Source organism: Plantactinospora sp. WMMB334, from assembly GCF_049179095.1.
In the GTDB taxonomy this organism is placed as follows: Bacteria; Actinomycetota; Actinomycetes; order Mycobacteriales; family Micromonosporaceae; genus Plantactinospora.
This window is the reverse complement of sequence record NZ_JBMHME010000002.1, coordinates 6,747,135-6,770,808: the sequence shown is the minus strand read 5'-3', so window position 1 is coordinate 6,770,808 and position 23,674 is coordinate 6,747,135. Positions and strand designations below refer to the sequence as shown.

At 70.3% G+C, this 23,674-nt stretch carries 26 protein-coding genes; all 26 read right to left on the bottom strand.

Annotation, left to right across the window (positions count from 1 at the left end):
* Positions 1-12: 12 nt before the first annotated feature.
* Positions 13-1,281, bottom strand: a complete 1,269-nt coding sequence (locus ACN27G_RS29255; protein WP_421495928.1) for an AAA family ATPase — start codon at positions 1,279-1,281, stop codon at positions 13-15.
* 362 nt (positions 1,282-1,643) lie between these two features.
* Complete coding sequence (locus tag ACN27G_RS29250) at positions 1,644-1,919, bottom strand: hypothetical protein (RefSeq protein WP_421495927.1); 276 nt, start codon at positions 1,917-1,919, stop codon at positions 1,644-1,646.
* A gap of 134 nt (positions 1,920-2,053) precedes the next feature.
* A complete protein-coding gene (locus ACN27G_RS29245) occupies positions 2,054-2,704 on the bottom strand; it encodes a hypothetical protein (protein ID WP_421495926.1) in 651 nt (216 codons plus the stop codon).
* Between the two features lie 224 nt (positions 2,705-2,928).
* Complete coding sequence (locus ACN27G_RS29240; protein ID WP_421495925.1) at positions 2,929-3,378, bottom strand: hypothetical protein; 450 nt, start codon at positions 3,376-3,378, stop codon at positions 2,929-2,931.
* Between the two features lie 174 nt (positions 3,379-3,552).
* On the bottom strand, positions 3,553-3,807 hold the full coding sequence (locus ACN27G_RS29235; RefSeq protein WP_421495924.1) for a hypothetical protein: 255 nt from the start codon (positions 3,805-3,807) through the stop codon (positions 3,553-3,555).
* A gap of 37 nt (positions 3,808-3,844) precedes the next feature.
* The gene (locus ACN27G_RS29230; protein ID WP_421495835.1) at positions 3,845-4,687 is read right to left on the bottom strand and encodes a transposase family protein; all 843 of its coding nucleotides are present in this window, start codon (positions 4,685-4,687) and stop codon (positions 3,845-3,847) included.
* 214 nt (positions 4,688-4,901) lie between these two features.
* The gene (locus ACN27G_RS29225) at positions 4,902-5,354 is read right to left on the bottom strand and encodes a DUF4262 domain-containing protein (RefSeq protein ID WP_421495923.1); all 453 of its coding nucleotides are present in this window, start codon (positions 5,352-5,354) and stop codon (positions 4,902-4,904) included.
* 278 nt (positions 5,355-5,632) lie between these two features.
* Positions 5,633-5,770 carry a hypothetical protein gene (locus tag ACN27G_RS29220; RefSeq protein WP_421495922.1) on the bottom strand — a complete coding sequence of 46 codons (138 nt, stop codon included), beginning with the start codon at positions 5,768-5,770 and terminating at the stop codon, positions 5,633-5,635.
* A gap of 65 nt (positions 5,771-5,835) precedes the next feature.
* A complete protein-coding gene (locus tag ACN27G_RS29215; RefSeq protein ID WP_421495921.1) occupies positions 5,836-6,321 on the bottom strand; it encodes a hypothetical protein in 486 nt (161 codons plus the stop codon).
* Positions 6,322-6,376: 55 nt separating this feature from the next.
* A complete protein-coding gene (locus ACN27G_RS29210; protein WP_421495920.1) occupies positions 6,377-6,760 on the bottom strand; it encodes a hypothetical protein in 384 nt (127 codons plus the stop codon).
* A 155-nt stretch (positions 6,761-6,915) separates the two neighbouring features.
* Positions 6,916-7,209: a hypothetical protein gene (locus ACN27G_RS29205; RefSeq protein ID WP_421495919.1), complete on the bottom strand. Its 294-nt coding sequence runs from the start codon at positions 7,207-7,209 to the stop codon at positions 6,916-6,918.
* Between the two features lie 246 nt (positions 7,210-7,455).
* Positions 7,456-7,653, bottom strand: coding sequence for a hypothetical protein (locus ACN27G_RS29200; RefSeq protein ID WP_421495918.1), 198 nt, complete (start codon positions 7,651-7,653; stop codon positions 7,456-7,458).
* 167 nt (positions 7,654-7,820) lie between these two features.
* Positions 7,821-8,783, bottom strand: coding sequence for a hypothetical protein (locus ACN27G_RS29195; RefSeq protein WP_421495917.1), 963 nt, complete (start codon positions 8,781-8,783; stop codon positions 7,821-7,823).
* A 957-nt stretch (positions 8,784-9,740) separates the two neighbouring features.
* Positions 9,741-10,618 (bottom strand): IS5 family transposase gene (locus ACN27G_RS29190; protein WP_421495817.1). Its coding sequence is split into 2 segments (ribosomal slippage): positions 9,741-10,268 and positions 10,271-10,618, totalling 876 coding nucleotides; the frame shifts between segments, so codons are not numbered across the junction.
* A 93-nt stretch (positions 10,619-10,711) separates the two neighbouring features.
* A complete protein-coding gene (locus ACN27G_RS29185) occupies positions 10,712-11,713 on the bottom strand; it encodes an IS3 family transposase (RefSeq protein WP_421495916.1) in 1,002 nt (333 codons plus the stop codon).
* Between the two features lie 5 nt (positions 11,714-11,718).
* Positions 11,719-12,162, bottom strand: a complete 444-nt coding sequence (locus ACN27G_RS29180) for a transposase (protein WP_421495915.1) — start codon at positions 12,160-12,162, stop codon at positions 11,719-11,721.
* A gap of 306 nt (positions 12,163-12,468) precedes the next feature.
* On the bottom strand, positions 12,469-13,629 hold the full coding sequence (locus ACN27G_RS29175; protein WP_421495914.1) for an FAD-dependent monooxygenase: 1,161 nt from the start codon (positions 13,627-13,629) through the stop codon (positions 12,469-12,471).
* Positions 13,630-13,788: 159 nt separating this feature from the next.
* Positions 13,789-14,007 (bottom strand): hypothetical protein, encoded by a 219-nt coding sequence (locus ACN27G_RS29170; RefSeq protein ID WP_421495913.1) that lies wholly within the window; start codon positions 14,005-14,007, stop codon positions 13,789-13,791.
* 762 nt (positions 14,008-14,769) lie between these two features.
* A protein-coding gene (locus ACN27G_RS29165) for an IS5 family transposase (protein WP_421495817.1) occupies positions 14,770-15,647 on the bottom strand; the annotation gives its coding sequence in 2 pieces (ribosomal slippage) (positions 14,770-15,297 and positions 15,300-15,647; 876 coding nt in all).
* Between the two features lie 106 nt (positions 15,648-15,753).
* The gene (locus tag ACN27G_RS29160; protein WP_421495912.1) at positions 15,754-16,020 is read right to left on the bottom strand and encodes a hypothetical protein; all 267 of its coding nucleotides are present in this window, start codon (positions 16,018-16,020) and stop codon (positions 15,754-15,756) included.
* Between the two features lie 150 nt (positions 16,021-16,170).
* Positions 16,171-17,577 (bottom strand): MFS transporter, encoded by a 1,407-nt coding sequence (locus ACN27G_RS29155; protein ID WP_421495911.1) that lies wholly within the window; start codon positions 17,575-17,577, stop codon positions 16,171-16,173.
* 680 nt (positions 17,578-18,257) lie between these two features.
* Positions 18,258-18,734 (bottom strand): hypothetical protein, encoded by a 477-nt coding sequence (locus tag ACN27G_RS29150; RefSeq protein ID WP_421495910.1) that lies wholly within the window; start codon positions 18,732-18,734, stop codon positions 18,258-18,260.
* 142 nt (positions 18,735-18,876) lie between these two features.
* Positions 18,877-20,118 (bottom strand): M23 family metallopeptidase, encoded by a 1,242-nt coding sequence (locus tag ACN27G_RS29145; protein ID WP_421495909.1) that lies wholly within the window; start codon positions 20,116-20,118, stop codon positions 18,877-18,879.
* Positions 20,119-20,543: 425 nt separating this feature from the next.
* Positions 20,544-21,032, bottom strand: a complete 489-nt coding sequence (locus ACN27G_RS29140; protein WP_421497497.1) for a hypothetical protein — start codon at positions 21,030-21,032, stop codon at positions 20,544-20,546.
* Positions 21,033-21,034: 2 nt separating this feature from the next.
* The gene (locus ACN27G_RS29135; RefSeq protein WP_421495908.1) at positions 21,035-21,997 is read right to left on the bottom strand and encodes a DNA-processing protein DprA; all 963 of its coding nucleotides are present in this window, start codon (positions 21,995-21,997) and stop codon (positions 21,035-21,037) included.
* Entirely contained in the window at positions 21,997-23,505 is a 1,509-nt protein-coding gene (locus ACN27G_RS29130; RefSeq protein WP_421495907.1) for an ATP-binding protein, read from the bottom strand. The genes ACN27G_RS29135 and ACN27G_RS29130 overlap by 1 nt, the downstream gene beginning before the upstream one ends.
* Positions 23,506-23,674: the final 169 nt, after the last annotated feature.

The window sequence follows — 23,674 nt, the reverse complement described above, 5'->3', positions numbered from 1 at the left end:
CCGTTCCGGGGGTTACAGCTGGTTGCCGAGGGCGAGGGGCAGGATCTTGGCGCGGGCGAAGGCTTGGCAGACGGTCTTGTGGACCACTTCGCGGTCCTCGATCGGGGCGAGGCCGATGAGGTTGGCCATGGCGGTGTCGACCCCGAGGACGTCGGTGATCCGTTTGAAGGCGAGCAGTTCGCGCAGCTGCGGGGTCCAGCCGATCTCGCCGCTGTCGTACTGGGTGGCGAGGTTGCGGGCGGCGCGGACCATCCGGGAGTCGACGCCGAGCGCGGCGGCCAGGTCGTAGTCGCTAGAGACCTTGACCTGGGTGGAGAACCGGCTGGAGAGGGCTTCGGTCAGCACGGCGCCGTGGACGCCGGGGTTGTGGCCGGCGACGACGTAGAAGCCGGGGGCGGCGGTGACGACCCGGCCGGCGGCGGCCTTGAGGATGATCTGCCGTCGGCCGTCCATGGCCGGGTAGACCACGGCGAGGACCTTCGGCTGGATCAGGGTGGCGTCGTCGATGAACAGCACCCCGCCGGCTTCCATCGCCCGCGGCAGCGGGCCGGGCACGAACTCGTAGCCGCCGCTGTCGGTGGGCACGTAGTCCCCGACGATGTCGCCGACGGTGGTGTCGCCGTCGCCGGGCACCGTGTACAGGTCGGTGCCGAACGCGGCCTCGATCAGCGAGGTTTTTCCGGTGCCGGGCGGTCCGTAGAGCAGCACGGGCACGTCGGCGTCGCGGAGGTCGCGCAGCACGTCGACGTCGGGGCGCTTGGCCAGCAGCCGTGGGTAGTACAGCTGCCCGTTCGGGCGCCGCACCGGCCCCGTGGTCGGCTTCTTCGGCGCGGGCGCCGCCGGTGTCGCCGGTCGCGCGGTCGCAGCCGCCGGCTGTGTGGGGTTGGTGGATGCCGCCGGGCGTGGGGTTGGGGCGGCGGGCAGGGCCGGGGACGCGGGTCGAGCGGCGGTGCTTTGTGGTGCGGGCGGTATCAGCGTCGGGTTCGCCCGGTGCTCCGTTAGCCCGGCCGAGGTGATGCGGTACTGCTTGGGCGAGCTTGGCAGGAGTTCGGCGTGGCCGCGCGCGACGAGCCGGTCGCACGCCTGACCGATCGCGCCAGAGGACCGTCCGGCGAGGACCCCGGCGATGTCGCCGACGTCCAGGGCGACGCCGGCGCTGGCCAGGACCGCGAGGACCTGGTTCTGCAGCTCGCCGGCGCGTAGCCTCGGCAGCCCGCTGACCGCGTTGATCCCGGCCGCGCCGGCAGGTGTGGCGGGCGTACCCGCTGTCGGTGTGGTCATCGCCGGTCCCCTGACGCCGTCGATCGGTGCAGCGGAGACACGACTACCGTTGCCGCTCTCGCTGATCAAGTCGCGGTCGGGGCTGTGGTGCGCTGGTGTGGGTGGAGAGTCCATCCGTTGTTCCTCCTGAGTAAAGGGACAGGAGGTGGCCACGCCTCCGGCGTGGCCACCTCCCGGTCGGGAATTGGGGTTGGTGCCGCGCCGAACCGCCGTCAAGAGGCGGGGCGGACAACCGGTGGCGGTGCCGAAAGCGGGCGTCGGTCAGCTACGGATGACGCCGCAGGAACGGGTGGAGCTGGTGCCGCTCGCCGGAGTGTCCGGACGTCGAGCGGAGTCGGGATCGGGTGGTGTGGGTGCGCCGGTCACGGCTTTTGCGCGGGCTGCCACACCCAGCGGCTGCCGGTGCCGTTGAGGCCGTCACGCGTGCCGCGCGATACGACCTGACCACGCTCGTCGATGACCTCGACGCGCCAGAACACCGACAGGGTGCGGTACTCGCGCTGCACGTGGTGTTGCGCCGCGGTGAGGTCAGGGAACAGGGTCCCTGTACCGGCGGGTACCTCGCTGATGGGGTGAACGCTCGGGTTTCCCTCCAGGTACCGATGCCCTCGGACGGAAACAGCGAGGATTTTGAGCATCTCGCCTCCTTTGGGGTAGAGGAATTGCTTGCAGGGCTCGGCTCGCGCCTTGGCCGTGCCGGCCCGCAGTACGGGCCTCGCCCGGGCGGGCGAGTACGGCCCGGGGCGCGCCGGGTCGGGTGGCGGGCCGGGTTCTACTCCGGCCACTCCTCCCACGTCCACGTACCGGCGCCAACGGCGAACATGTCGTCGTCGTCCGGGTGGATGACCTCCTGGACGCCCTCGTCGTGGAACAGGAGCACGTTGCCGTCCTCGAGCAGATGTCCGGCGAGGGAGTCGGGGTGCTGCCCGCTGCGGCGCCAGTCCTCGTCCAGGTCGGCCATCAGCTGGGCGACGATGTCACGGGTGAAGCGGGGCCGGGCCCAGCCGTTCCAGTCCGCCTGCCAGATCTGGCAGGGGTAGGGCCCGCCGTGGGCGCCGGCGATGCGGACCACGCCGGGACGCCAGGGCGACGCGACTGCGGCGCGACTGCCGCCTGGGGTGAGCTGCCGCGCGGCACCGGTGCTGACCGCGGTGGACAGGAGCACGGCGATGGCCCGGTAGGCGCGCTCGATCGCGGTAGCAGCGTCCGCGGCGATGCCGTGCACGTAGTCCGGGTCCTGGCTGATGGTGTAGCGCAGGTCGGGGTCGTTGATGGTGCTGGCATGTTCGATCAGGATCGCGCACAGCCGGGCGGCCTGTGTGTCGGTCGCGGGGACGCCCGGGTCGGTGAGGAGTGAGGTTTCGTCGAGGTCGTAGCCGAACTGTGCGGCCACCCGGACGAGAGGGCTTGTCGACGGAGGCATGGATTTCTCCCGGCGAAGAGGCAGCGGCGCCCACGAAAGGCGGGCCCGCCCAGTGGTGGGTGGGCCAGCCTTCGGGGCGCCGCATGCGAATGATTGGAGATTGATTGACCTGAAAACCTCGGCGGCGGGCTGCCGGAGTGCGCTGTCGCCTACTGGTGGGCTGGCGGCAGACCGGCCATCTGGCGGCGCGGATTAGCCACCGGAGGTGACGCGCCGGCGCGCGGTTACTGAGTCGCCGGGGACATGGTGATGAGGCTCGGGTCGACGAGGGTGCAGAAGCTGCGGTGGACGCCACGCCAGTAGCGGCCGTTGTCGCCGCCGAGCTTGACCAGGGAGACCTTGTCGCCGCTCGTCCGCAGGACGACGTAGAGCTGGCCAGCCGGCCCTGTCCACCGTGGCCCGGCGACCGTGACGACACTGCCGGCCCACAGGGTGACGGGGTTGGCTGGGGCCGGATGCGTGCCGTCCGGCTGTTCGGCAGCGGCGGTGGTCTCCGGCGTGGGCTCAAACATGTCCTTGGGTGCCCGGACAGGGCGCCCGCCGCTGACGGGAGCGGCGTCGAGGTTCACTCGGTGAACCTCGACCACGCGATACACGACGTTCTCCTCGCCAGGGCGAGCGAAAGCCGGGCTGATGACGACAAGGTCGTCCTTGCCGAAGGTGTGACTGGGCATGGAAAGTAACGCTCCTGTGTCGATTTTGGGCAAAACAAGGCCCCAGGCGCGGGGCGTGGGGCCAGGCGAATCACGCCGCTGTCTCCCACAGCGACATCCGGGTTCTGTAGTGAGCGGGCGAGGACAGCGACGGCGTCGCCGTTAGATCGCGGGGCCCGTTTCGCGCCCCGCCCGTCACACGGGCATTTCCAGCACTCCGAGTTCGGCGAGCGGAATGACGAGCGTCCGTACTCGATCGACGGCTGCTTGTCGCTCGTCGAGGCAGGTCAGGGATATGTTCGCCAGTGCGCTGGCGACGGGCAGTAGGTCCTCGGGGAGGCCGCCTTTGGCTTTCGCCGCGTCGAGTATGTGATTGAGGTCTTGCTGATGCCGCTCTATCAGGCCGGTGTTGAACTCGACGGTCGCGGCGGCGCTGATGAGCGCGCTCACGGCTGGGGATAGCAGATTGTTGTGCAATGAGTTGATCTCAGCGACTGTCGGGTAGGTATTTGTATTCGAAGTGAGTCAGGTGCAGGGCTGCGGCGACGATGTCGCCGATACGGCGTGGGCTCGCGGTGGTGTGCCGTAGGGTTTTCCAGCGTCCGATCAGGATCGCGAAGCCGCGTTCGCCTTGCCAGCGCAGGCCGCGTAGCAGCCGGTTGTAGGCACGGTTGCTGATGTGGAGCCGGTGGCCGTCGGCGGGTTGCTTGACCGGGGTCTTGATGCCGTGACCTGCCCCTTCGTAGCCGGCGTCCGCCAGAGCGGGCAAAGCAAGTTCCGCGGCGGCCCAGTTCAGGGCCGCGGTGACGCCCAGGTGTTGAGCGCAGGACAGGTCGTGTAGGTGTCCGGGCATCGCGTCGGAGGTCCATACCGGCAGTCCGTCGGGACGCATGACGGCTTGGATGTTCGCGCCGAAGTCACGGTGCTTTCCGGAGTACCAGGCGTCGATGGTGTCGCCCTTGACGCTGCGCGTGGTCTCGGCGAGCCGGTCGCAGTCGAACAGCTTGCCGTCCAGGATCACGTACGACCAGCCGTCGTCGGCGATCCGACGCAACGCGTCGTGCAGACCAGGCGCTTGGGCGGCGAGGACGGCGACGCCTTCGGCCACGTATCGGTAGGCGGTCGCCCGGGAGATGCCGAACCCGGCGCCCAGCAGCGCGATATCCTCGCCTTTGCGGAACCAGATCAGCACCAGAAGGGCCTGGTAGAAGCAGGTCAAGGCGCGGCTGTTGTCGCGGGTGCCCCGCGTACGGCGTTCGGCGGCGAGTAACCGGCCGAGGTAGCGCACGAGTTCCCTGGGGACGTCGACCGTGGCACGATATGCGATCACGTGGGGTCCTCACCGTGTGGGTGATCTTGTGGTGAGAACTACCTACCGAGGGCCCCACACCCCACTCCAGTACCATCCCATCTCGACGCCTTCGCCCGTGTCGCACCAATCAACCCATTCGCGTCGCTGAGATCCCCTCAATGCGGTCCAGTTGACGGTCGCGCCAACTTCCAGCGCCAGGTCGTTGATGGCTTCCGTGATGCCGCTCATCGGGTTATGGACGTCCCAGCAGCGGTTGTACGTGAGCGGGGTATTCGTAGCCGTCGTCCCACGGGAACCTGGAGTGCGGGTCCGGCCACACGATCTGCTGGAGGCGCACGCGATCCTCGCCGTACCGGGCGTAGGCGGCACCGGGATGCAGCGCGTCGGTGGCGGGTCCCTCGACGATGATTGCGTCGTAGCCGGCGAGCAGGTCGGCGACGCGTTGGCCGTGGGTGAACCGCTCGGCCCGGGAGGAGACGCGTCCGGCCGTGTCGTTCAGCAGTTCCTGGGCGATGAGCGGGTCGAGGCCGGCGATGACCAATTCAGGGAGATCGTGGGCGGTCAGTCCGACGGTGTACGCGAACGACGTGGTGGTGTCGGGCTCGTCTTCGGTGGGCAGCACGTGCATGATCGCCCAGCCGACCGTGTCGATGATCTGTTGTTGGCGGCGCGGGAAGTCGTTCATGTCCGGCACAGAACTCCTTTCGATGGGTGCCACGTCCGCGGTGACGGGCGCGGCGAACCGGCGGTCAGTCGGTGGGATGGGCGGCGTCGGGTGGTGGTACTTCGATGAAGCCCCACCGTCGTTCGATGACCTGCAGTTGCCAGGTGCTGTGGCGGTCGGCAAGGCTCCGGCGGATCGGGCGGCCGGCGTACGGCAGGGGTGCTGTGGCAGATGATGTAGCCGGCCCGCTCGCGCGCTTCGGTGAACCATCTGCCGCAGCCGGCCGCGCCGAAGCTGCATCAGGTTGCCGGGTTGAAGATGCAGGTGCTGCATTCGCTGGCCAGCAGGCGGGTCTTGCCCAGCACAGGGTTACCGACGCTGAGCCGACCGGCACGCTCGTCGTCGGGCTGGTCTGCGCGTGGGTGTATGTAGTTCATCGTCGTCGCTTTCCGGACCGGGCAGAGGGCCGGCCGTGCAGGCCGGTGCAGATCGCCGTTTCGGGTCAGTCGATCGTGAGGTTGCGCAGCCACGTATGCAGTAGGTCAGCCTCGCTCGTGCGCAGGTCTGCAGGCACCTCGACAGCGATCGACAGGCCGGGACGCAGCGGGAACCGGTGGATGAGCGTTGGGGTCTGCGGCGCGGCCGGCGTGTTGCCTGCGGCTTGCCACCAGTCGGGTTGGCCGGCGCGCCACCGTTGGTGCCAGCGCCGGCAGATGGCCAGCCTCTCCTGGTAGTCGCGGGCGCTGCCTTTGGCATTGGCTGGCCCCGCCGAAATCATCTGCTGGGCCAGCAGCTCCAGGTCCAGGTCATCGACCGGCGTCACCGCAGGCAGATGGAGCCGTTTGTTAGCGACGTGCCAGGCGCTGCGGTAGACGGCCACCGTTGCGGGTCGCCGCCCGAGGACGGCGGCGTTGTCCTGCACCCACGACAGGAACGCCAGCAGCCCGGCGAGATCAGCGGTACGCGCCTGCGGCGATGGGTCCTGCACGGTGCTGCGGACCTCCGTGCCGGGCGCCGTCTCAGGTTGCGGCCGAGGCCGGCGTTTAGTCATGGCCACCGTCCCCGTCAAGGACCGCGCGTGCGACCGTGACCTCGAGGTGCATCGGCACGATGCGGCAGTCGACGTCGGCGTCCGGGAAGGCGTGCCGCTCGGCGGCGGTCCCGCCGTCGAACGGGCCATGGACGCTCAGCGTGCCGTCGCGGTGCACCGCAAGCAGGGGGTGCGCGTGGCTGGCCTCGATGGAGTCGAGTAGGGCGCGGGTAAGCGCGTCGCCGGTGGCGAGGTCGTAGAGAGTGAGCATGACGGGTCGGCCGTCGTCGCGGTTCCACGCGAGAGCCCGCAGGTGCTCGCCGTTGACGGTGAGCATCCGTTGGTACGCGTGGTTCTCGGTGTCGAAGGGATAGCCGGTGTCGGCGTGGTATCGCATCGTTTCGTACTCCTCAATTAAAAAGGGGGGGCGGTCCCACCAGCCGTCGAAGCGAGGCGGGCAGGAGGCAGGCGGCGGGCCGGAGGCCGGTGGGTTCGCTCGCCCTTCACGACCGTGACGAGGACGACCGGCGGGTTGGCCCGCTGGCGTCGCGTTCAGTCGTGGTTGCCGACGGTGGCGCGCAGCAGGGCGAGCGCGAGCGGCAACGCGTCGACGTGCCGGATGGTGGTCTGCCACAGGTCGCGGTCGCCGCCCTGGTCGAAGCAAACAATCTCGACGTGGCAGTCACCGTCGTCGCTGGGCTCGGCGAGGTCGCCGGGGTAGCAGTACACGAGGATGACGCGGTCGTCGTCGCCGTGCCGGAAGGTGGTGTGCACCGCGTTTGGGTGCGGGTGCTGCTCGGTGAGGCCCAGACCGCGCAGGGAATCCGGGACCGTTGCGGGCGTCATCGAGGTGGCGGGCCGAAGGCTTACAGGCCCGGGGCCGGGCGTGGACTGCATGGTGGATCTCCTCGAAGGGATCGGGTGTGGGTTGGGTGTCGGCGCGCGGGGGTGATGCCGCAGACCCAAGGGCCGGCGGTCATCACGCAAGCCAGGCTTCGTTGGCCGCGACGGGTCAAGTCGCGGCTGACGGTCGCCCCGCGCCGCGGTGGCCGGATACGGCGGACGGCGGCGAGACCGCCGGGCCTCCTGTGTTCAGGTGCGCGCGGCCAAGGCTGCGGTGGCGGTTCGGGCGATCGGTTGTCCGGAGCGGGACGGGGCGGTGAGAGTGACCTGTTGCCCGCCGGTCAGCGGGGTGGAACCGGGCGGGGCGGGCCATAGCAGGGCACAGCCGGTACGCAGCAGCCGGTCGAGGCGTTGCTGCCCGGCGACCTTCTCGGCGTCCGTGCCCACAGGCCGGTGGTGGTGAGTCCGGCGAGGAGGCCGCCGGTGGCGGTGAGGAGGGTGTGTGTTGTCTGAGACACTGGTTGTCGCTCCTTGTGCTGAAGGAGCACCGGGGGTGGGCGTGAGCGCGCCAACGTCAAACGCCCCGCCCCCCGGGCTGCCTGGGGTGAAGGCCGCTAATCGACTGCCTGGTAGGTCGCGACCGTGGTGTCGAGTCGCGTGACGTTGCCGGCGATGACGAGCTTGTCCAGGGCGTTCGCCACTGCCCCCGCGCTGGCCTTGTTGACCTGGCCGCCGTCGTGGGCCTGGTTGATCAGCTTGCAGATCTCCCCGACCTTGTAGGTGGTGTCCGGGTTGCGTTGCAGCAGCGCCAGCACCTCGTCGCGGAGTTCCCCCTTGCGGCGTCGGGGCTGAGCCGACTTCCGACGGCCGTCGCGCTCCTGCGTGCTGGCTCCGGATCCCCCGGCCGGCGCCGTTGTCTGGTGCTTGACTTCCGCCGTGGGGTCAGACTCCAACTTGCCGATACGGTCGTCGGCGCGAGGTTCACCGGTCGGCTGGTCCTGCGTAGCCCTGCGGCGTGGCGTCCCTGGATCGGTCTCCAGCTCGGGCATCGGTTCCGGGTCGGGCTCGGCCTGCGGCGCAGCGATCCGCGCGGCTGTCCCGACTGGGCCTGCCGCTTTCGCTGGCGCTGGCCTGGCCTGGCGGGTCTCCGCCGTCGAGTCGCCGGTCTGTCGGTCGGCTGGCGGTTTACCAGGTACCTGGTTCTCGGAGGGTGCTCCGGTGCCGGGCTCCGGTTCCGCCTCCGGGCGGGGGTTGCCTCGCTGCTGCCGCTCGCCTCCAGCCCGGTCGTCGTGACTCGCTGAGGCAGCAGCAGGTGGCGCGTGCATGCTGGTGCTGTCGGCCGCGACCGACGCGGCTGCCGCCTTGCCGGTTTCGGTCAACCGCCACACTGTCGTGCGCTGCCCGGTGCGAACCCGCTCGGCGTGGCCCGCGCTTTCCAGCTCACGCAGCTTGGGGGTAGTCGTGGAATAGGCGATGCCGATGGACTTGCCGATGTTTGCGGCGGTGGCCGGGCCGCGCTCGGCGAGCGCGGTCAGCACCCGGTCCAGGACGGATGGGTTCTTGGTACTGTCGGTCATCCGACGCGTTCCTTTCTTGCCTGCTACCAATAGGTGAGGACGAGGCGTGCACTTATGCACGCTCCAAAGCGGGGCACGATCAAGTCGTTTGGGTGGACTCCCGCGGCCGGAGCCGCGCGAGCCAGGGTGAGACCGCCAGCGATAGATGGCGGTGATTAGCGATAGGTGGCGGGTCACGCCTGCGACGGCTCCGAGGGAGGAGGTGCGGACGCGGCTGCGGCCTCTGCCTCCAGTTCGTTGCAGATGTCCTGCGCGTCGCGACGGGTTGTTTGCGCATCGTCGGCCCACCCGCCGCGGACGGTGTCCCAAACGACCCACCGCCTGTCGCCCTTGCGGTATCCATCAAGTCGGCGCACTACGTACCTACGTGCGCTCATTGCGCGAGCCTGTTGATGTGGGCGGGAGTGTCCGCCGATACCGGCTCGGCCCTGCGGGCCCAGAGGCGTGGCATGCGCTGTGTCCCTGCCGCAGGGCGGGCATCGAACAGGAGCTGGTCGCCGTCCTCGCCGAGGTAGACCATCACGGCCGTGCGGTCGCGTCGGTGAGCTCCAGTGCGGTACCACACTTGGTATCGCTGGCCCGGCACCATCGATGGGATTGAATTGTCGTCCTCCATCGGGGATTCCTTTCGGTAGAAGGCTCACGGAACGAGCGGTTGGGTTGAGGCTGCGTCGGTCGTCGCAGCTGGCAGGCGCGAAGTGAGGAGTGGCGGTGCCGCCGCAGGGCGCTGGCGAGTTCTCCGCCAACCTCGCCTGGCAACTCCCGCCACCTGGCGCTGGCGGCACCGCGTTGACCGCCAGCTCTGCAGTGCCGAGCTCGCCACCTATCGCTGGCGGTCACACAGGGCGGGCCGCTATGCGACCGGGTCGTGTTCGCCGACGGTCGATCCTCGACCGGCCGCCGCCTCCCCGACCCGGCCCGCATACAAGCTGGCCGGTCTAGGTGGTGTCCTGCGGATCATGGAGTGTGGTCGGGTACGGCACGGAGCCAGTCGAGCATCTCGATGAGGTCCAGTGTGGCTTCGTAGCTTTCGATGAGCTTGTCGTACCTGGTCGCCAGGCCTCGCCAGTGTTTGCGTCGACCGAAGCCACGTTCGACCTGGTTGCGGTGGGTGTATGCGCTGGTGTCGAAGTCTGGGGGACGGCCGCCTGATGATCCTTTCCTTGTCCGGTTGGCTTTCTGGTCGGCGCGTTCGGGGATCACGGCGGCAATCTTGCGGGCCCGCAACGCGGCCCGGTTCGCCTTGGACGAGTACGCCTTGTCCGCGGTCAGCGAGTCCGGACGCTTACGGGGACGGCCGACGCCGCCGGGTCGGGTCACGGCGATCTGATCCAACAAGGGCACCAGCTGCTTGGTATCGGAGGCCTGGCCCGGGGTGATCCGCGTGGCGAGCGAACGGCCTCGCCCGTCGGCCATAGTGTGCACCTTCGTGGTCAACCCTCCCCGGGAACGACCCAGACCCTGACGTGCCTGCGAATCCTTGGTGGTGAGCCCCCTTTACGGGCACCGGCGGCGTGCTGGTGAGCGCGCACGACCGTGGAATCGACCTGAGCGTCCCAGTCGATGTCACCGTCAGCCTCAGCCAACGCGACCACCTGCTGCTTGAGACGGGTCCAGGTGCCGTCGGCAGCCCACCGGCGGAACCGTTCATGACTGGTCTTCCACGGCCCGTACCGCTCGGGCATGTCCCGCCACGGCGACCCGGTCCGTTTCACCCAGCAGATCCCGTTGATCACCTGCCGGTGATCGCGCCACTGCCCACCACGACGGGGCTGCGCGGGCAGCAACGGCTCCAACACCGCCCACTCGGCATCAGTCAAATCAAAACGCGCCACGACCAGAACAACGAACCACCATCAAGATCCGCCGGACACCACCTAGTGGGCACTGTTGTAGGTGTCGCGGACAGCCGGGCGGTAGTTGTCAAGTCAAACTGAGACGGTTTGGTCTTGCTGGGCTGGCTGGTTGATCCAGGCCTGGTCGGGCAGTCTCGGTGCCCGTGGCCGGCGGTTGAACCGGTCCGGGTGAGCGGCGTGGGCCGTGTCGAGGGCGCGTTGGCGTTGCTCGCGGATCTGCCCGGCGGTGCCGTAGTGCACCGACGCCGGGGTGTGCCAGCCGATCCCGGAATGCCGGTGCTCGTGGTTGTAGGCGGTGAAGAAGCCGTCGCAGAAGCTTCTCGCGTCAGCGAGGGATCCGAACCTTGCCGGGAAGTCCGGCACGTACTTCATGGTCTTGAACTGAGCCTCGGAGTACGGGTTGTCATTCGAGGTCCGGGGCCGGGAATGCGACCGTAGGACACCGAGGTCGACGAGCATCTCCGATACCGGTCTCGACACCATGGCACCACCACGGTCGGCGTGGATGGTGTGCGGCTCGATCCCGTTACGGCTGATCGCGTCGGCCAGGAAGTCACGGGCCACGACCGCGTCCTCGGCGGCCGCGACGAGCCATCCGACGACGTACCGCGAGTAGATGTCGATGACGACGTAACACCGGTACCAGACGCCTTTGACGGGTCCCTTCAACGCGGTGATGTCCCAGGACCACACCTGACCGGGCCCGGTCGCGACCAGCTCCGGACGCACCCGGGGCGGATGGGTCGCCAGCCGGCGTCGTTCCCGGCTCTGCCCGGCCGCGCGGGCGATGCGGTACATCGTGGACATCGAGCAGTGGTAACGGCCTGCGTCGAGTTCCCGGGCCCAGACCTGCGGGATCGCCAGGTCGGCGTAGGCCGGCGAGTTCAGCACGGCGAGGACCCGGTCGCGTTCGGCCGTGCTGAGCGTCTGTGGCGGCGGGGTGCGAGGCAGCCACGGCCCGTGCCGAGGCCCGACCACCGGCTTCGCCCGCCGGTAGTAGGTCGCCCGCGACGTCCCGGTCAGCACGCACGCCCGCTGGACCGAGATGTCCGCGTCGCGTAGCTCGCCGAACACGGCGGTCAGGATCTCTTCGGCGGGTTGTCGTTGTCCGCGCTCTCGGAGAGTTCTTCCAAGAGCGCGTGCGCTTTTCCCATGATGTCCAACGCCATGCGGGTCTTCTTCAGATCCGCCTGCAGCTTCTCGTTCTGCCGGCGCAGCTTCTCCAACTCGACCTGCTCCGCGGATTTCTTCACCCGCGACCCCGCCACCGCCGAGCCGGAATCGGCTGCCGGACTCCCTCCTACCTGGCCGAGCTGCCCGGCGTCGCGGGCTCGCGTCCATTCGATGATGTGCGACGAGTACAGGCCTTCCCGGCGCAGGATCGCGCCCTTCTCGCCGTTCGGGGCGTTCTCGTACTCGGCGACCATCGCGAGCTTGTACTCCGGGCTGAAAACCCGCCGCGACGGCTTCGGCGCAGGATCCCCACCGCCGGACGCCGGCTGCTCACCAGATGAAGTGGACACGTACACAAGGATCTCCGATCCCCGCCCTCAGCAGGTCAGCACCCCACTCACACGGGGTGTCTCACCCCATCCTGATCAAGAGGGGGAAGGGATTGCCCCTCGGGTCTTGGGCTCGGGCAGGTTGTGTACTGCCAGCGGTTGACCCACCGCTGCCGGACGCGGGCGTTGAGGGCGCGGCGAACGGCGTTGGTGTCGCCCGGTCTGCTTTTCGCCGTCGACTTCGGCACGCGGCGGGCGGTGCGACGTGGGGTTTCCGGCCAAGGTGCGGGCGGGTTCGGTGGGGCTCTGGCCGCGGGAGGCGGCGGGCTATCGGGAGCCGAGGCCGAGCTTGTCGCCGATGATGGGCCCTTGCCGTACGGCGGCGGCTGCGGTGGGAAGGTGCCGGCGCTGCCAGGCGTGCAGGGCGGTGGGCAGGTCGGCGCCGTACCGGCGGTGCTGGGTGAGCGCGACGGCGAGTCCGGCGGCCGGTTCGATGCCGTTGTTGGCGCCCCGGGCCGTGTGCGGGCGGACCGGGGCGAGGGCGTCGCCGAGCAGGACCGCGTGCCCGTCGCCGACTGGCCACACCATGCGAGTGGGCGGGTCGATGTCGAGCACCGGCACGGCCATGCGGGTGGTGGTGGCCCGCACGACCGCCGCGTGGTCGGGCGGGAGCAGGTGGTCGGCGTGCTCGTCGACGTGGGTACGTGCGGCCGGGGTGATGTGCTGCGGCAGGGCGAAGACCCGGCGGGTGGGCTTCGCCCCGAAACGCTGCTCGTATTCCGTGGCGGTACAGCCGAGGTAGAACGTCCAGTCGCAGCCGCCGGGCACCGGCGCGATGTTGAACTGGGCGCCGGGGCACGGCTCCAGCCGGACGAAGTCCCGCAGGTCGGGTTGTGGGGTGCTGGCGGCGATCCCGCGGTGGGCGACGTAGCCGGCGTAGTGCAGCCTACGGGCCGGGTCGAGGAGGCGGCGGCCGGTCGAGGATCGGCCGTCGGCGAACACGACCAGGTCGGCCGGTTCGGGGGCGTGCCCGTCGGCGAACCGCAGGACGGGCCGACCGGCACGCTCGGTCAGGCCGGTGACCCGCATTCCCTTGCGCAGGACGCCCGCCGGGACCCGGGCGGCCAACGCGCGGTGCAGCAGGGTCCAGGTGGTGTTCCGGCCAGGGTAGGTGCGCAGGACGGTCTGTTCCGGCTGGCGGTCGCGGACCGCGACCTGCAGGATCGTCTCGGAGTCGTAGGCGATGAACTCGCGCTGGGGGATGTCGAGGCGGTCGAGCACGTCGAGCGCGGTGTGTTCCAGGCCGATGAGCCCGCCGCCCAGCGGGGCGGACGCCGGCGTGGCCTCGTAGACCGTGACGTCGAAGCCGGCCCGCAGCAGCAGCAGGGCGGTGACGGGGCCGGTCAGGCTGCCGCCGATCACGGCGATGTTCGGCCTTCGGGGTCCGGCGCCGGTGGTGCGGGCGACCGGAGTGGGATTCGAGTGCATGGGGTTCCCTTCTGCGGGGAGGTGGGAACCCGGGCACGGCCGTACGGCCGTGCCCGGGGTGCGCGGTTTGCGCGGGTCGGCCGGGCGACGGCCAGGTCGTGCGAGTGCGGTGGTGCGAGAGTCCGGCGGGCCGGTTTCGGCCGGCGGCCGGAGGTGGGGTCAGCAGCCGGGGTTGGGAAGCCCGGCGAGAATGGTACGGGCGCGGGCGAGGAGCTGGTCGGCCACGTCGGTGAGGGGGACCCCGTCGGCGTACTCGGGTGTGCCCGGGTACCAGGTGGCACGGGGCTCGGTAGCCAAGGTGGTCCAGGTCAGGTTCGGGGTCAGAACCTCGACAACGGCGACACACTGGTAGACAGCGTGGTCGCGGCGGATCCGCACCTGCAGGAGATGGCCGTCGACGTGGTGGGGCGCGTGAGGATGTAGCGACTCAACTCGTCCGCGTCGACGCTGTTGTCAACGACCAAAGCCGATCAACTTCTATGGAATAGGTATAGGGCGGGCCCTTTCCGCGGGCCGGGCTTGGTGGGATGCCCCAGCCCGGGGCGCCCGGCGTGTTCTCGCCGACTTGTTCTGGCCCCACTACTCCAGCGAATTCCGGACCCACTGCCTCAACTCCAGAAACTGAAGGCTCCACACCGATCTCGATGCCGCGCGGCGTCATCGTGGCCCCACGTCCCGTGCGACTTGCTGCCGAGAGCGCTGCCGCGCCGGTCTTCGACCGGCTTGCCATCGAGCCCTGTGCCCCGGCGCCGCCGTCCAGCAGGCGACACACCGACCGCGATCGTCGAGCTCCGGCTCAGCGGAGCTTCCTGGGCCGGCGGCAGGCTGTTCCAGGGATTGGGACGGGCGGGGCCAACTGGAGTTGGAGCGCCAATTGATGAAGTCCTCTGCGGTGCAGGCGATGGGTCCAGAACTTCCTGGAGAGGTGGGGCCAGAACTACCCGGCGAAAACACCCGGCGGGACCGCCGTACGCGGCGTCGGCGTCGGGCGATGGCCGGCCACAGGTCGGCGGAGCGGCCGCCGCGGGTGTGGTGGCCCGACGTGGGGCACCGCGCGAGACGGCGGGGATGTATGAGTAGCGAAGGGACGACCGGCCGCCGGTAGCGCGGCCGGGGTGGGGCTAGGTGGTGTCCTGCGGATCATGGAGTGTGGTCGGGTACGGCACGGAGCCAGTCGAGCATCTCGATGAGGTCCAGTGTGGCTTCGTAGCTTTCGATGAGCTTGTCGTACCTGGTCGCCAGGCCTCGCCAGTGTTTGCGTCGACCGAAGCCACGTTCGACCTGGTTGCGGTGGGTGTATGCGCTGGTGTCGAAGTCTGGGGGACGGCCGCCTGATGATCCTTTCCTTGTCCGGTTGGCTTTCTGGTCGGCGCGTTCGGGGATCACGGCGGCAATCTTGCGGGCCCGCAACGCGGCCCGGTTCGCCTTGGACGAGTACGCCTTGTCCGCGGTCAGCGAGTCCGGACGCTTACGGGGACGGCCGACGCCGCCGGGTCGGGTCACGGCGATCTGATCCAACAAGGGCACCAGCTGCTTGGTATCGGAGGCCTGGCCCGGGGTGATCCGCGTGGCGAGCGAACGGCCTCGCCCGTCGGCCATAGTGTGCACCTTCGTGGTCAACCCTCCCCGGGAACGACCCAGACCCTGACGTGCCTGCGAATCCTTGGTGGTGAGCCCCCTTTACGGGCACCGGCGGCGTGCTGGTGAGCGCGCACGACCGTGGAATCGACCTGAGCGTCCCAGTCGATGTCACCGTCAGCCTCAGCCAACGCGACCACCTGCTGCTTGAGACGGGTCCAGGTGCCGTCGGCAGCCCACCGGCGGAACCGTTCATGACTGGTCTTCCACGGCCCGTACCGCTCGGGCATGTCCCGCCACGGCGACCCGGTCCGTTTCACCCAGCAGATCCCGTTGATCACCTGCCGGTGATCGCGCCACTGCCCACCACGACGGGGCTGCGCGGGCAGCAACGGCTCCAACACCGCCCACTCGGCATCAGTCAAATCAAAACGCGCCACGACCAGAACAACGAACCACCATCAAGATCCGCCGGACACCACCTAGTCGCTGTCGCTCCGCTGCGCGAAGCGGCCCTATTCGGGGAGGAAGTAGTCTACTTCCGAGTTAGGGGACGTAGCCGCCGATGACGACCGCGAAGTGGACGCCCTCCTTGGTAGCGTCCTCGTCCGGGCCGTCTTGGCCGTCGTCGCAGCAGCCGCTCCGCTGGCACTCGTCGGTGATGTCCGACAGTTCGACGAAGTCGATGCTGACGCGTACATCGTCGATGTCGATCAGGACAGGCTCGTGCAGGGCGCGGTGTCCGTTGTGGCGGCGGATGATGTCGGTGAGCAGCTCGACGAGCTGTTCGGCGTTGGGCGCGATGTAGCGCATGGCGAGTTCCTTTCACGAGGTGATCCGGGCGCGGCTGGTCGGCCGTGTCCCGGGTACGGGGTGGTCACGCGTGCTTGGCCGAACGCCGGCACCGGCGTCCGGCCGGCCGGGCACGGGTGGGGTGTCCTGGTTGGTACCCGGACTGATCTGCTACGCCTGTCGACGCCGCGAGCGGCCGTTCTGCGGGTTGCGAGCCGAGGAGGTCAGGCGGCTGTGCGGGTGTAGGGCAGAGGCGGTGGGTGACGCGGCATGCCCACTCGTCCCGGGCGGGCCCAGATCGGTGTTCCGCTGCGGTCGCGCCGGGTCCGGCCGGTCGGCGGTCGCGCCGGTCGACTGCTTTCCCGGTAGCCCGACCGCTGGCGGTCGGGCAGCCAAGCATGGCCCGGCGTCCTGGGCATCGGGTGCCGGGCGCAGCCGGCGGATCTGCCAGATCGCCAGTCCCACCAGTAGGACGCCGACCCCGGCCCAGACCTCGGCGGCGAAGGCGGTCGAGTGCTGCTCGGACAGGATCCCCAGGCCGGGGCGGGCGAGCGCGATCCCCACCCCGGCCAGGCTGGTGACCACGCCGAAGACCAAGGCGCGGACCCGGCGCGGGGTGGCCTCGTTTGTCACCACCTCCAGCACCGTCATGCCCAGTGCGTAGCCGAAGCCCATCACGGGTAGGAACAGGAACGGGCCGAGCCACTCCGCCTGACTGACCGCGACCAGGGTGGCGAGGACGAGCAGGAACGACACTGTCAGCGCGAGCCGACGTCGCCGCACCGGGACGTACCCGGCCAGCAGGCCGCCGAGTACGGCGGCCGCGGCGAACGCCGCATACATGGTGCCGGTGAGTCGCGCGGAGAGGCCCAGTTCCAGAGCCAGCGGCTGGAACAGGATCCGCGCGCTCCAACCGAAGAGCAGCAGCAGCACGCCCAGCCACACGGCCTGGCGCAGCCGGACATCGGTGACCGCCGCCCGGATGTCGGCGAGCACCGAGGAGAGCGTCGTGACCACCCTCGATCCGGTGATCTCCGGCAGGGTGAGTGCGAGCAGGAAGGCCAACGCGGCCAGTCCGGCGGTCACGGCAAAGGGCAGCCGCGGGTCCGCCTGGTAGAGATAGCCGGCGGCGAGCAGCGAGAGCAGCACGGAGCCGCTACCCACCGCCCGGATCAGCCCGAAGGCCCTGGCCGGGTTGATCTCCAACTCGTCCTGGAGGCAGAGTTCGTAGAGGTAGGCGCTGGCCGCTCCGGAGGTGAGCGCCCAGAGCACGGCCCAGAGCACCCAGGCGGCGAATAGCATCTGCACGGTCCGGATCTGCGTGATCGCCGCGAATGTCAGCACCGCACCGCCGGCCAGCATCAGGTACGCCCGGCGCCGCCCGACCCGGTCCGCCAGCACCCCCACCGGAAACTCGCAGGCCACCGAGACGATCCGGAACACGCCGTCGGCGAGTACCGCGGTGGTCAGTGGAAAGCCGAGGTCCAGCAGGTAGATCAGCCAGATCGGGAACCAGAACTGCACCTCCAGCAGGAACTGGGTGACCGCGAAGGTGCGGATCGCCCGGCTGCGCAGCACCTGCCTCATTCGACCCGCCCGGGTCCCACCACCATCGGTCCGGCCACCCGCGCCACCGAGCGACTCGTCCGCTTCGATCCCGCCGGAAGAAGAGGTAGACGATGACCAGCAGCGCGGGGACCAGCCCCGGAGGTGACGAGGATGGCGTCCGCCGGCTGTGAAGCCACCCAGGCCATCAGGGAGGGTCGGCTCAGGTCGCAGATCGCCTTGTCCGGGTCGCTGGCGATCGGCCGGCGGAGCTCGGTCGCCGCGAGGACGGTTATGGGTAGGCGGCTCTGCCGCGGGTGGTCTGCGCGAAGGCAGGTGAGGATTCGGCGCACGTGCTTGTCCTTTCTGGGACATGGCGAAAACGGCGATCGGAGCCGATCGCCGTGGGGCTCTTTGTGCGACCAGCGGGCTGTGCGGTCCGTGCCGGACCGGCGGCTGTTGCCGAGCTGCGGTCGTCGAGGCGAACCTCGTGGTGCGGGCGCGGGCCGGGTGAGTGCCGAGAGCTGCCCGCGATGTCGGTGACCTGCCTGGCCAGCACGGACTGGTCCTCGATGCGGGGTCGAGCGTCGGGAGCTGGCAGGTCGGTGGCGGTGGGACGATCGGGGTCGACGGCGTGACTGGGTGTGGCGAGGGCGTACGCGGCCGGTCGGCGACCGGTGCAGGATCGATGGCAGCGTTGTGCGGTTGTCTTCTTATGCGTTGTGGAGGGCGGCGATCGCGGCGGCGGCGATGTGCTCGATCGCCTCGGCCGGGCTGGCGACGGTCACGGTGGTGGTGTCGTTGAAGGTGTGGCTGGGCAGGCCGGCGGGGCATAGCCACAGCACGGTGCACCCGCGGCGGTGCAGGGTGGTGATGAGCCTCTGTCCGGCTTCGATGTCGGCGAGCTTGCCGTCGGAGACCACGGCGAGCATCCGCAGTGGGCCGGGCTGGCGCATGTCGAGGACCTGGTCGGCGAGCTTGACCGCGTCGAGGAACGCGGTGGTGCCGCGGCCGGGGCGGATGTCGATGACCTGGGTGGGGCGCCGCCTCGGCGGTACCAGCAGGGTGGTGGTGCTGCCGAACGCGATGGTGGCGGTGTAGTCCAGGTCGAGCAGTTTCCGAACGAGGTGGGCGACCAGATCGTCGGGTTCGTCTGTGGTGGCCGGGTCGGCGCGGGGTGGGCCAGTCATCGCGGAGCCTTCCCATGGTGGGTCGCCAGTGACGGCCGTCATCGGCGGCGGTGTATGGAATAGGGCCCTTCGGGTCAACTGGCAAGTCGTGCAGCAGGTCGTTGACCGGGCGACATCGCCTTCTGGCACGCCCTACATGGCGCTAACTTGACATCCAGGAGTATCGACGCCACCACGCCCGTAGTTGCCGCGATCTTGGCGGATCCGTAAAGGCGCCCGCCAAGATCGAGAGAGTCTGTCGTCGATGATCAGAACCACAGGTGGTGGTGGCCCGGCCCAGGGGGGCGCAGACTCGCCGCATGAAGACCACGGGGTCGACGGCTGTCGTCGGGCTGCGGTCGCCGAGGTGGACCTCGTAGTGCAGGTGTGGGCCGGAGGAGTGTCCGCTGCTGCCGGCGATGCCGATGACCTGGCCGGCCACGACGTGTTGGCCCTCGACGACGGCGGGGTGGGTGAGCAGGTGGCAGTAGCGGGTGACGATGATTCCGCCCGGGCCGCCGGGGTTGGGGTGCTCGATGTCGACGTACCAGCCGCAGCCGCGGGTGAGTTCGGGGTGGCCGTCGCGGTCGCAGCCCCAGTCGCCGCCGGTGCGTACGTCGATGGCGTTGCACCGCACGCGGGTGACGCGGCCGCTGGCGGCGGCGTGAATCGGGGTGCCTTTGCCGACGCCGAGGTCGACGCCGTCGTGCGAGGGACGCTGCGCGGTGCGGAAGCCGCTGCCGACCTCGGCGAGGACCGGCTGGGTCCAGCCGAGCGGGCCGACGTTGGCGTCGCAGTCCCCGAGCCCGGCGGCATGGCCGGTGAGTGTGCCGACCAGGGTGATCGCGTCGGGTTCCCACGTGGCGTAGGCGTCAGGATAGGCGCTCTTCTGCACCGCCTGCGCTGCCTTGGTGAGCGGCATCGCCTGCCAGCCGTCCACGCGTTGCAGCGCTTGGTAGAACTTCGTGCTGGCATAGACCGGGTGCGTCAGTTGCTCGACGGTGCCCCAGCCTTGGCTCGGCCGCTGTTGGAACAGCCCGACCGAGTCGTGGTCGTTGTGGTCGCCCAGGTGTGGCAGGTTGGTCAGCTTCGACTCCTGCATCGCGGTCGCGACGGCGATGACCCATCCGCGTGGCGGGATGCCCAGCCGGATGCCGACCGTCGCGATCGTCGCCGCGTTGCCGACCTGCTCGCTGCTCCAGTCCCCGATCGGGTCGAACCTGCCGGCGGGCGGGGTCAGGTCCACCGGCGGGTTCGACGGTGAGGCGCTGGGACCGGCCGGCAGGTAGCATCCGGCCGGCGTACCGGCGCCGCCGCCGACGAACACGGCGCTGAACAGACCGGAGCACAGCAGCAGTACAGCGCAGATGGCGATCACGAGCCACGTCACGTCGCGGCCGGTCATCGCTGCCTCCCGTGATCGGCCGGACGTGGGGGCTGATGGGCAACTGGTGCGTTGAAGAGCGGTGCCATGACGAGTCCTCCGTGGAGTGAGGCCGTTGTGTGCTCGACGTGCGGCAACGCCGCTGGCGGATCGATGTACGGCGGCGCTGGTAGTCAGGCCCGGTGCTGTAGGAAGGTGTCGAGGGGTTCGGGCGGCTGGTCGAAGGCGACGCGGTAGTCGCTGCCGGGAGTGCGACTGATCGATGGCCGGTCGCCGAGGGCGGCGTGGGGACGTTCGTGGTCGTAGTACTTCTGGCCTTGCGGTGGTTGCCGTCATGGCCGTGACGGAGAAGCTCCGGTTCCGGCCTGAGGGGAAGGTGGCCGGCCCAGCCGGTGCGCCGCCGGGCGGGTTTCGTCGCGTCGGCGCAGTGCTGGGCCGGCCTTGGATCAGTCGGCGCAGCCGCGCCGGCATCCGTCCGGATGGCACTGCTGGCCACGCGCCATGCGGATGAGCGTGTGCCGGGATTCGGGGTCCTCGACCGTTCCGGCGAACCGCCAGCCGAGCCCGTCGGTGAAGGCTTTCACTTTCGGCGCCCCGAAGCGGGCGTAGCTGGCGGTGTTCATGGCGGTGACGATGTCGTCGCGGCCGAGTAGCCAGGCGAGTTCGACGAGCGCGACGACGGCCCGGCGGGCCTGCGGGGCACGGTGGTTGATGATTTCGGAGATGGCGAGCACCAGGTAGGCGCGGGCGCGAGATTCGTGGTCGTGCTGCTGCCGCCACCGGTCGCGCCGTGCCGTCGCCCGCAGGAACGGGCGGGCATGGTCGAAATCGAGCGCCGGGAGCAGTATGGCTTCCTGCTCCGCGAAGCGGTCCTCGCCGCTGGCGCGGGCGTGCCGCAGCCGGTCGACGATCTCCTGCTGGGTGCGGGCCGGCATGGTCACTGCCGTCCACCGTCGGCGCGGTCGTTGCCGGGCCGCTGGGCGGTGTCGAGTTCCGCGACGATGTCCGCGGCGCTGGTGACGAGCCGGGCCTGCGGCCGGCGGCGCAGCGCGTCATGGCAGCCGGCCGACAGGCTCGAGGTGACCGGTCCGGGGACGAGCATCGCTGGCCGGCCGAGGTCGATCGCCCGGTGCAGCGGACGCAGGGCCCGGCTGGTGGGGGTGGCCTCGACGACGACGGTGCCGTGGGTCAGCCGCGCGATAAGGTCCGCGTTGGCCGCCGGGCGGGTACGGTTCGGCAGCGCGCCGGGCGGCCAGCCACTGACCAGCAGCCCGGACTGGGCGACCCGGTCGAACAGCGTGCTGTTGCCGGCGGGGTGGAGGCAGTCAAGCCCACCGGGCAGCACGACCACGGGCGTGCCCCCGCCGGCCAGTGTCCCGCGGATCGCGGCGGAGTCGACCCCGAACCCTCCGGTGGTGACCACGGTCCAGCCGGCGCCGGTCAGGTCGTGGCCGATCTGGGCGGCCACGTAACTGCCGTAGGCGGTGGCGGCCCTGGCGCCGGTGACGGTGACCGAGCGGAGCAGCGTGTCCGCCACCGGCTTGTCACCGCGCACCCACAGGCACAGCAGGCCTGGCATCCGGTCGCCGTCCGTGGGTGGCGGGCCGGCGGCGAGGTCGGCGACACCGGTGGGCCACTCGTCGTCTTGTGGGACGACGACGCGGATGCCCGCTCGGTGCGCCTGCCCGAGTTCCTCGGTAAACGTGTCCCGGAGCAGGTGGCGGGGGATGTCGCGGACTTCGTCGCGGAACTGGGTCGCGGCCAGTGCCTCGCCGGCCAGTCGTTGCAGGGCGGTGTCGGCGTCGGCGCCGACGATCAGGTCGCGCAGGTGCGGGTTGGTGGGTTCGAACAGCCAGGACAGGAAGGCCCGCGTTTGGCGGTTGCTGTCGAGGTGGTTCATCACGCCTCCTGTCCCGTGTGCAGCCGGATCGCCTCGGCCACGTCGTCGGCGGTCGGCCGGCGGCGGCCGGCTAGGTCGGCGATCGTGAAGGCCAGCCGGAGCACGTGCACGCCGCCGCGCGGCGACACCGCCCCCACCTGCAGCAGCCTCCGCATTCCGGCGAACCGACCGGCCGGGCTACCGGCGAGGGCGTCCTGCAGTTCCTGGGGGGTGGCCTCCGCGTTGGTGGCCCAGGGCTGTGCGCCCCACCGGGTCGCGGCGGCGTCGCGGGCGGCTGCCACGCGTGCGGCGACGACCGCTGTGGTCTCCCCACTCGGCGGTTCGCTGGCTTCGGGCATCGAGGGCAGGGCGGCGCGGATGTCGATCCGATCGAGCAGCGCCGACATGCGATTCAGCGCCCGGCGGTGTGCCGGTGACGGAAAGCCGCATCCTGCGACCGGCGCCGCGGCGAGGTGGGTGGCGAGCAGCAGCTGGACGCGAGCTGGATAGCTGGCTGTCGCGTCGGAGCCGACCACGGTGACGCGCCGGTCGTCCAGCACCGATCGCAGCAGGTAGCGGGCCGGCGACGGGAGTTGGTCGGCTTCGGCGCAGAAGAGCACCCCGCCGTGGGCCAGCCCGACAACGCCGGGCCGGCGTGGGGAGCCCATGAGGGCGGCGGGGCTGGTGCGGTGGTGCGGGGCCTGCCACGGCGGCCGGTACCGGACCGGCGCGTCCGGCGGCAGGGTGCCGGCGGCGCGGTGGGCGGTGGCGACCTCGGCGGCGGTGGCGGGGTCGAGGTCCGGCAGCAGGCCGGGCAGCCGCTCGGCGAGCATCGCCGCCCGGCTGTCGGGTGGGCCGGTCATGAGGAGGTGGTGCCCGCCCGCCGCGGCGACCTCGAGGATCCGTCGTGCCAGGGTGTGGCTGGCGGGTAGGTCGGCGAGGTCGGCGGTCGGCGGGGCGGTCGGCCACGCCTGCGGCGCGGTGGGCGGCGTTTCGCCGCGTAGTCCGGCGACGAGGTCGGCGAGGGTATGGGTGGTGGACACCCGGCTGGAGGTGGCGACGGTTGCCTCGGTGAGGTTTCCGGGCGGGACGACGGTGTCGGGCAGTCCGGCATGGGCTGCGGCGGCGAGCCGGTCGGCGACCGCGGGGATCGTGCGCAGGACGCCGTCCAGGCCGAGCTCGCCGAGATACAGCGTGGCGGCGAGCCGGTGCGGGGGAATCTGACCGCTGGCGGCGAGCAGCGCCACGGCGAACGCCAGGTCGAGGCCGCTGTCCCCGGCCGGCACGGGTTCGGGTTCGACGCTGAGGGTGACCGGCTGCTGGGGCACGACGCACCCGGGCGTGTTGCTGATGGCGGCACGGATGCGGTCACAGGCTGTCCACGCGGCCTCGGCGGGCAGACCTGTGATGGTGGTGGTGCGCTGGTCGGTGGCGGGCATCGCGCGGATGGCGACGAGGCGGGCACCGGCGCCGGTACGCGCCGCTGCCGCCACCATCACCGGCTGGATGCCGTACATGGCTTCGGTCATCGGTTGTGATCCTTTTCTTGCGTAGGGTGGTGCCGCCGGACGGTTCCGGCGTGCACCGTGTGGTCGGGGGCGAGGCACGCCGGGACTCGGCGAAGATGGCGCGGGCGTCGGAAGTCCCTGTGCGGGGCCGCTCGTGGGGCGGCGAACTCCTGCGACCGGCCGCAGGAGT

What these genes read in the sequence shown, in the direction of transcription:
- ACN27G_RS29255 (WP_421495928.1), bottom strand. Translation starts at nt 1,281, where the DNA reads ATGACCACACCGACAGCGGGTACGCCCGCCACACCTGCCGGCGCGGCC.
- ACN27G_RS29250 (WP_421495927.1), bottom strand. Translation starts at nt 1,919, where the DNA reads ATGCTCAAAATCCTCGCTGTTTCCGTCCGAGGGCATCGGTACCTGGAG.
- ACN27G_RS29245 (WP_421495926.1), bottom strand. Translation starts at nt 2,704, where the DNA reads ATGCCTCCGTCGACAAGCCCTCTCGTCCGGGTGGCCGCACAGTTCGGC.
- ACN27G_RS29240 (WP_421495925.1), bottom strand. Translation starts at nt 3,378, where the DNA reads ATGCCCAGTCACACCTTCGGCAAGGACGACCTTGTCGTCATCAGCCCG.
- ACN27G_RS29225 (WP_421495923.1), bottom strand. Translation starts at nt 5,354, where the DNA reads ATGAACGACTTCCCGCGCCGCCAACAACAGATCATCGACACGGTCGGC.
- ACN27G_RS29220 (WP_421495922.1), bottom strand. Translation starts at nt 5,770, where the DNA reads ATGAACTACATACACCCACGCGCAGACCAGCCCGACGACGAGCGTGCC.
- ACN27G_RS29210 (WP_421495920.1), bottom strand. Translation starts at nt 6,760, where the DNA reads ATGCGATACCACGCCGACACCGGCTATCCCTTCGACACCGAGAACCAC.
- ACN27G_RS29205 (WP_421495919.1), bottom strand. Translation starts at nt 7,209, where the DNA reads ATGACGCCCGCAACGGTCCCGGATTCCCTGCGCGGTCTGGGCCTCACC.
- ACN27G_RS29195 (WP_421495917.1), bottom strand. Translation starts at nt 8,783, where the DNA reads ATGACCGACAGTACCAAGAACCCATCCGTCCTGGACCGGGTGCTGACC.
- ACN27G_RS29175 (WP_421495914.1), bottom strand. Translation starts at nt 13,629, where the DNA reads ATGCACTCGAATCCCACTCCGGTCGCCCGCACCACCGGCGCCGGACCC.
- ACN27G_RS29160 (WP_421495912.1), bottom strand. Translation starts at nt 16,020, where the DNA reads ATGCGCTACATCGCGCCCAACGCCGAACAGCTCGTCGAGCTGCTCACC.
- ACN27G_RS29150 (WP_421495910.1), bottom strand. Translation starts at nt 18,734, where the DNA reads ATGACTGGCCCACCCCGCGCCGACCCGGCCACCACAGACGAACCCGAC.
- ACN27G_RS29145 (WP_421495909.1), bottom strand. Translation starts at nt 20,118, where the DNA reads ATGACCGGCCGCGACGTGACGTGGCTCGTGATCGCCATCTGCGCTGTA.
- ACN27G_RS29140 (WP_421497497.1), bottom strand. Translation starts at nt 21,032, where the DNA reads ATGCCGGCCCGCACCCAGCAGGAGATCGTCGACCGGCTGCGGCACGCC.
- ACN27G_RS29135 (WP_421495908.1), bottom strand. Translation starts at nt 21,997, where the DNA reads ATGAACCACCTCGACAGCAACCGCCAAACGCGGGCCTTCCTGTCCTGG.
- ACN27G_RS29130 (WP_421495907.1), bottom strand. Translation starts at nt 23,505, where the DNA reads ATGACCGAAGCCATGTACGGCATCCAGCCGGTGATGGTGGCGGCAGCG.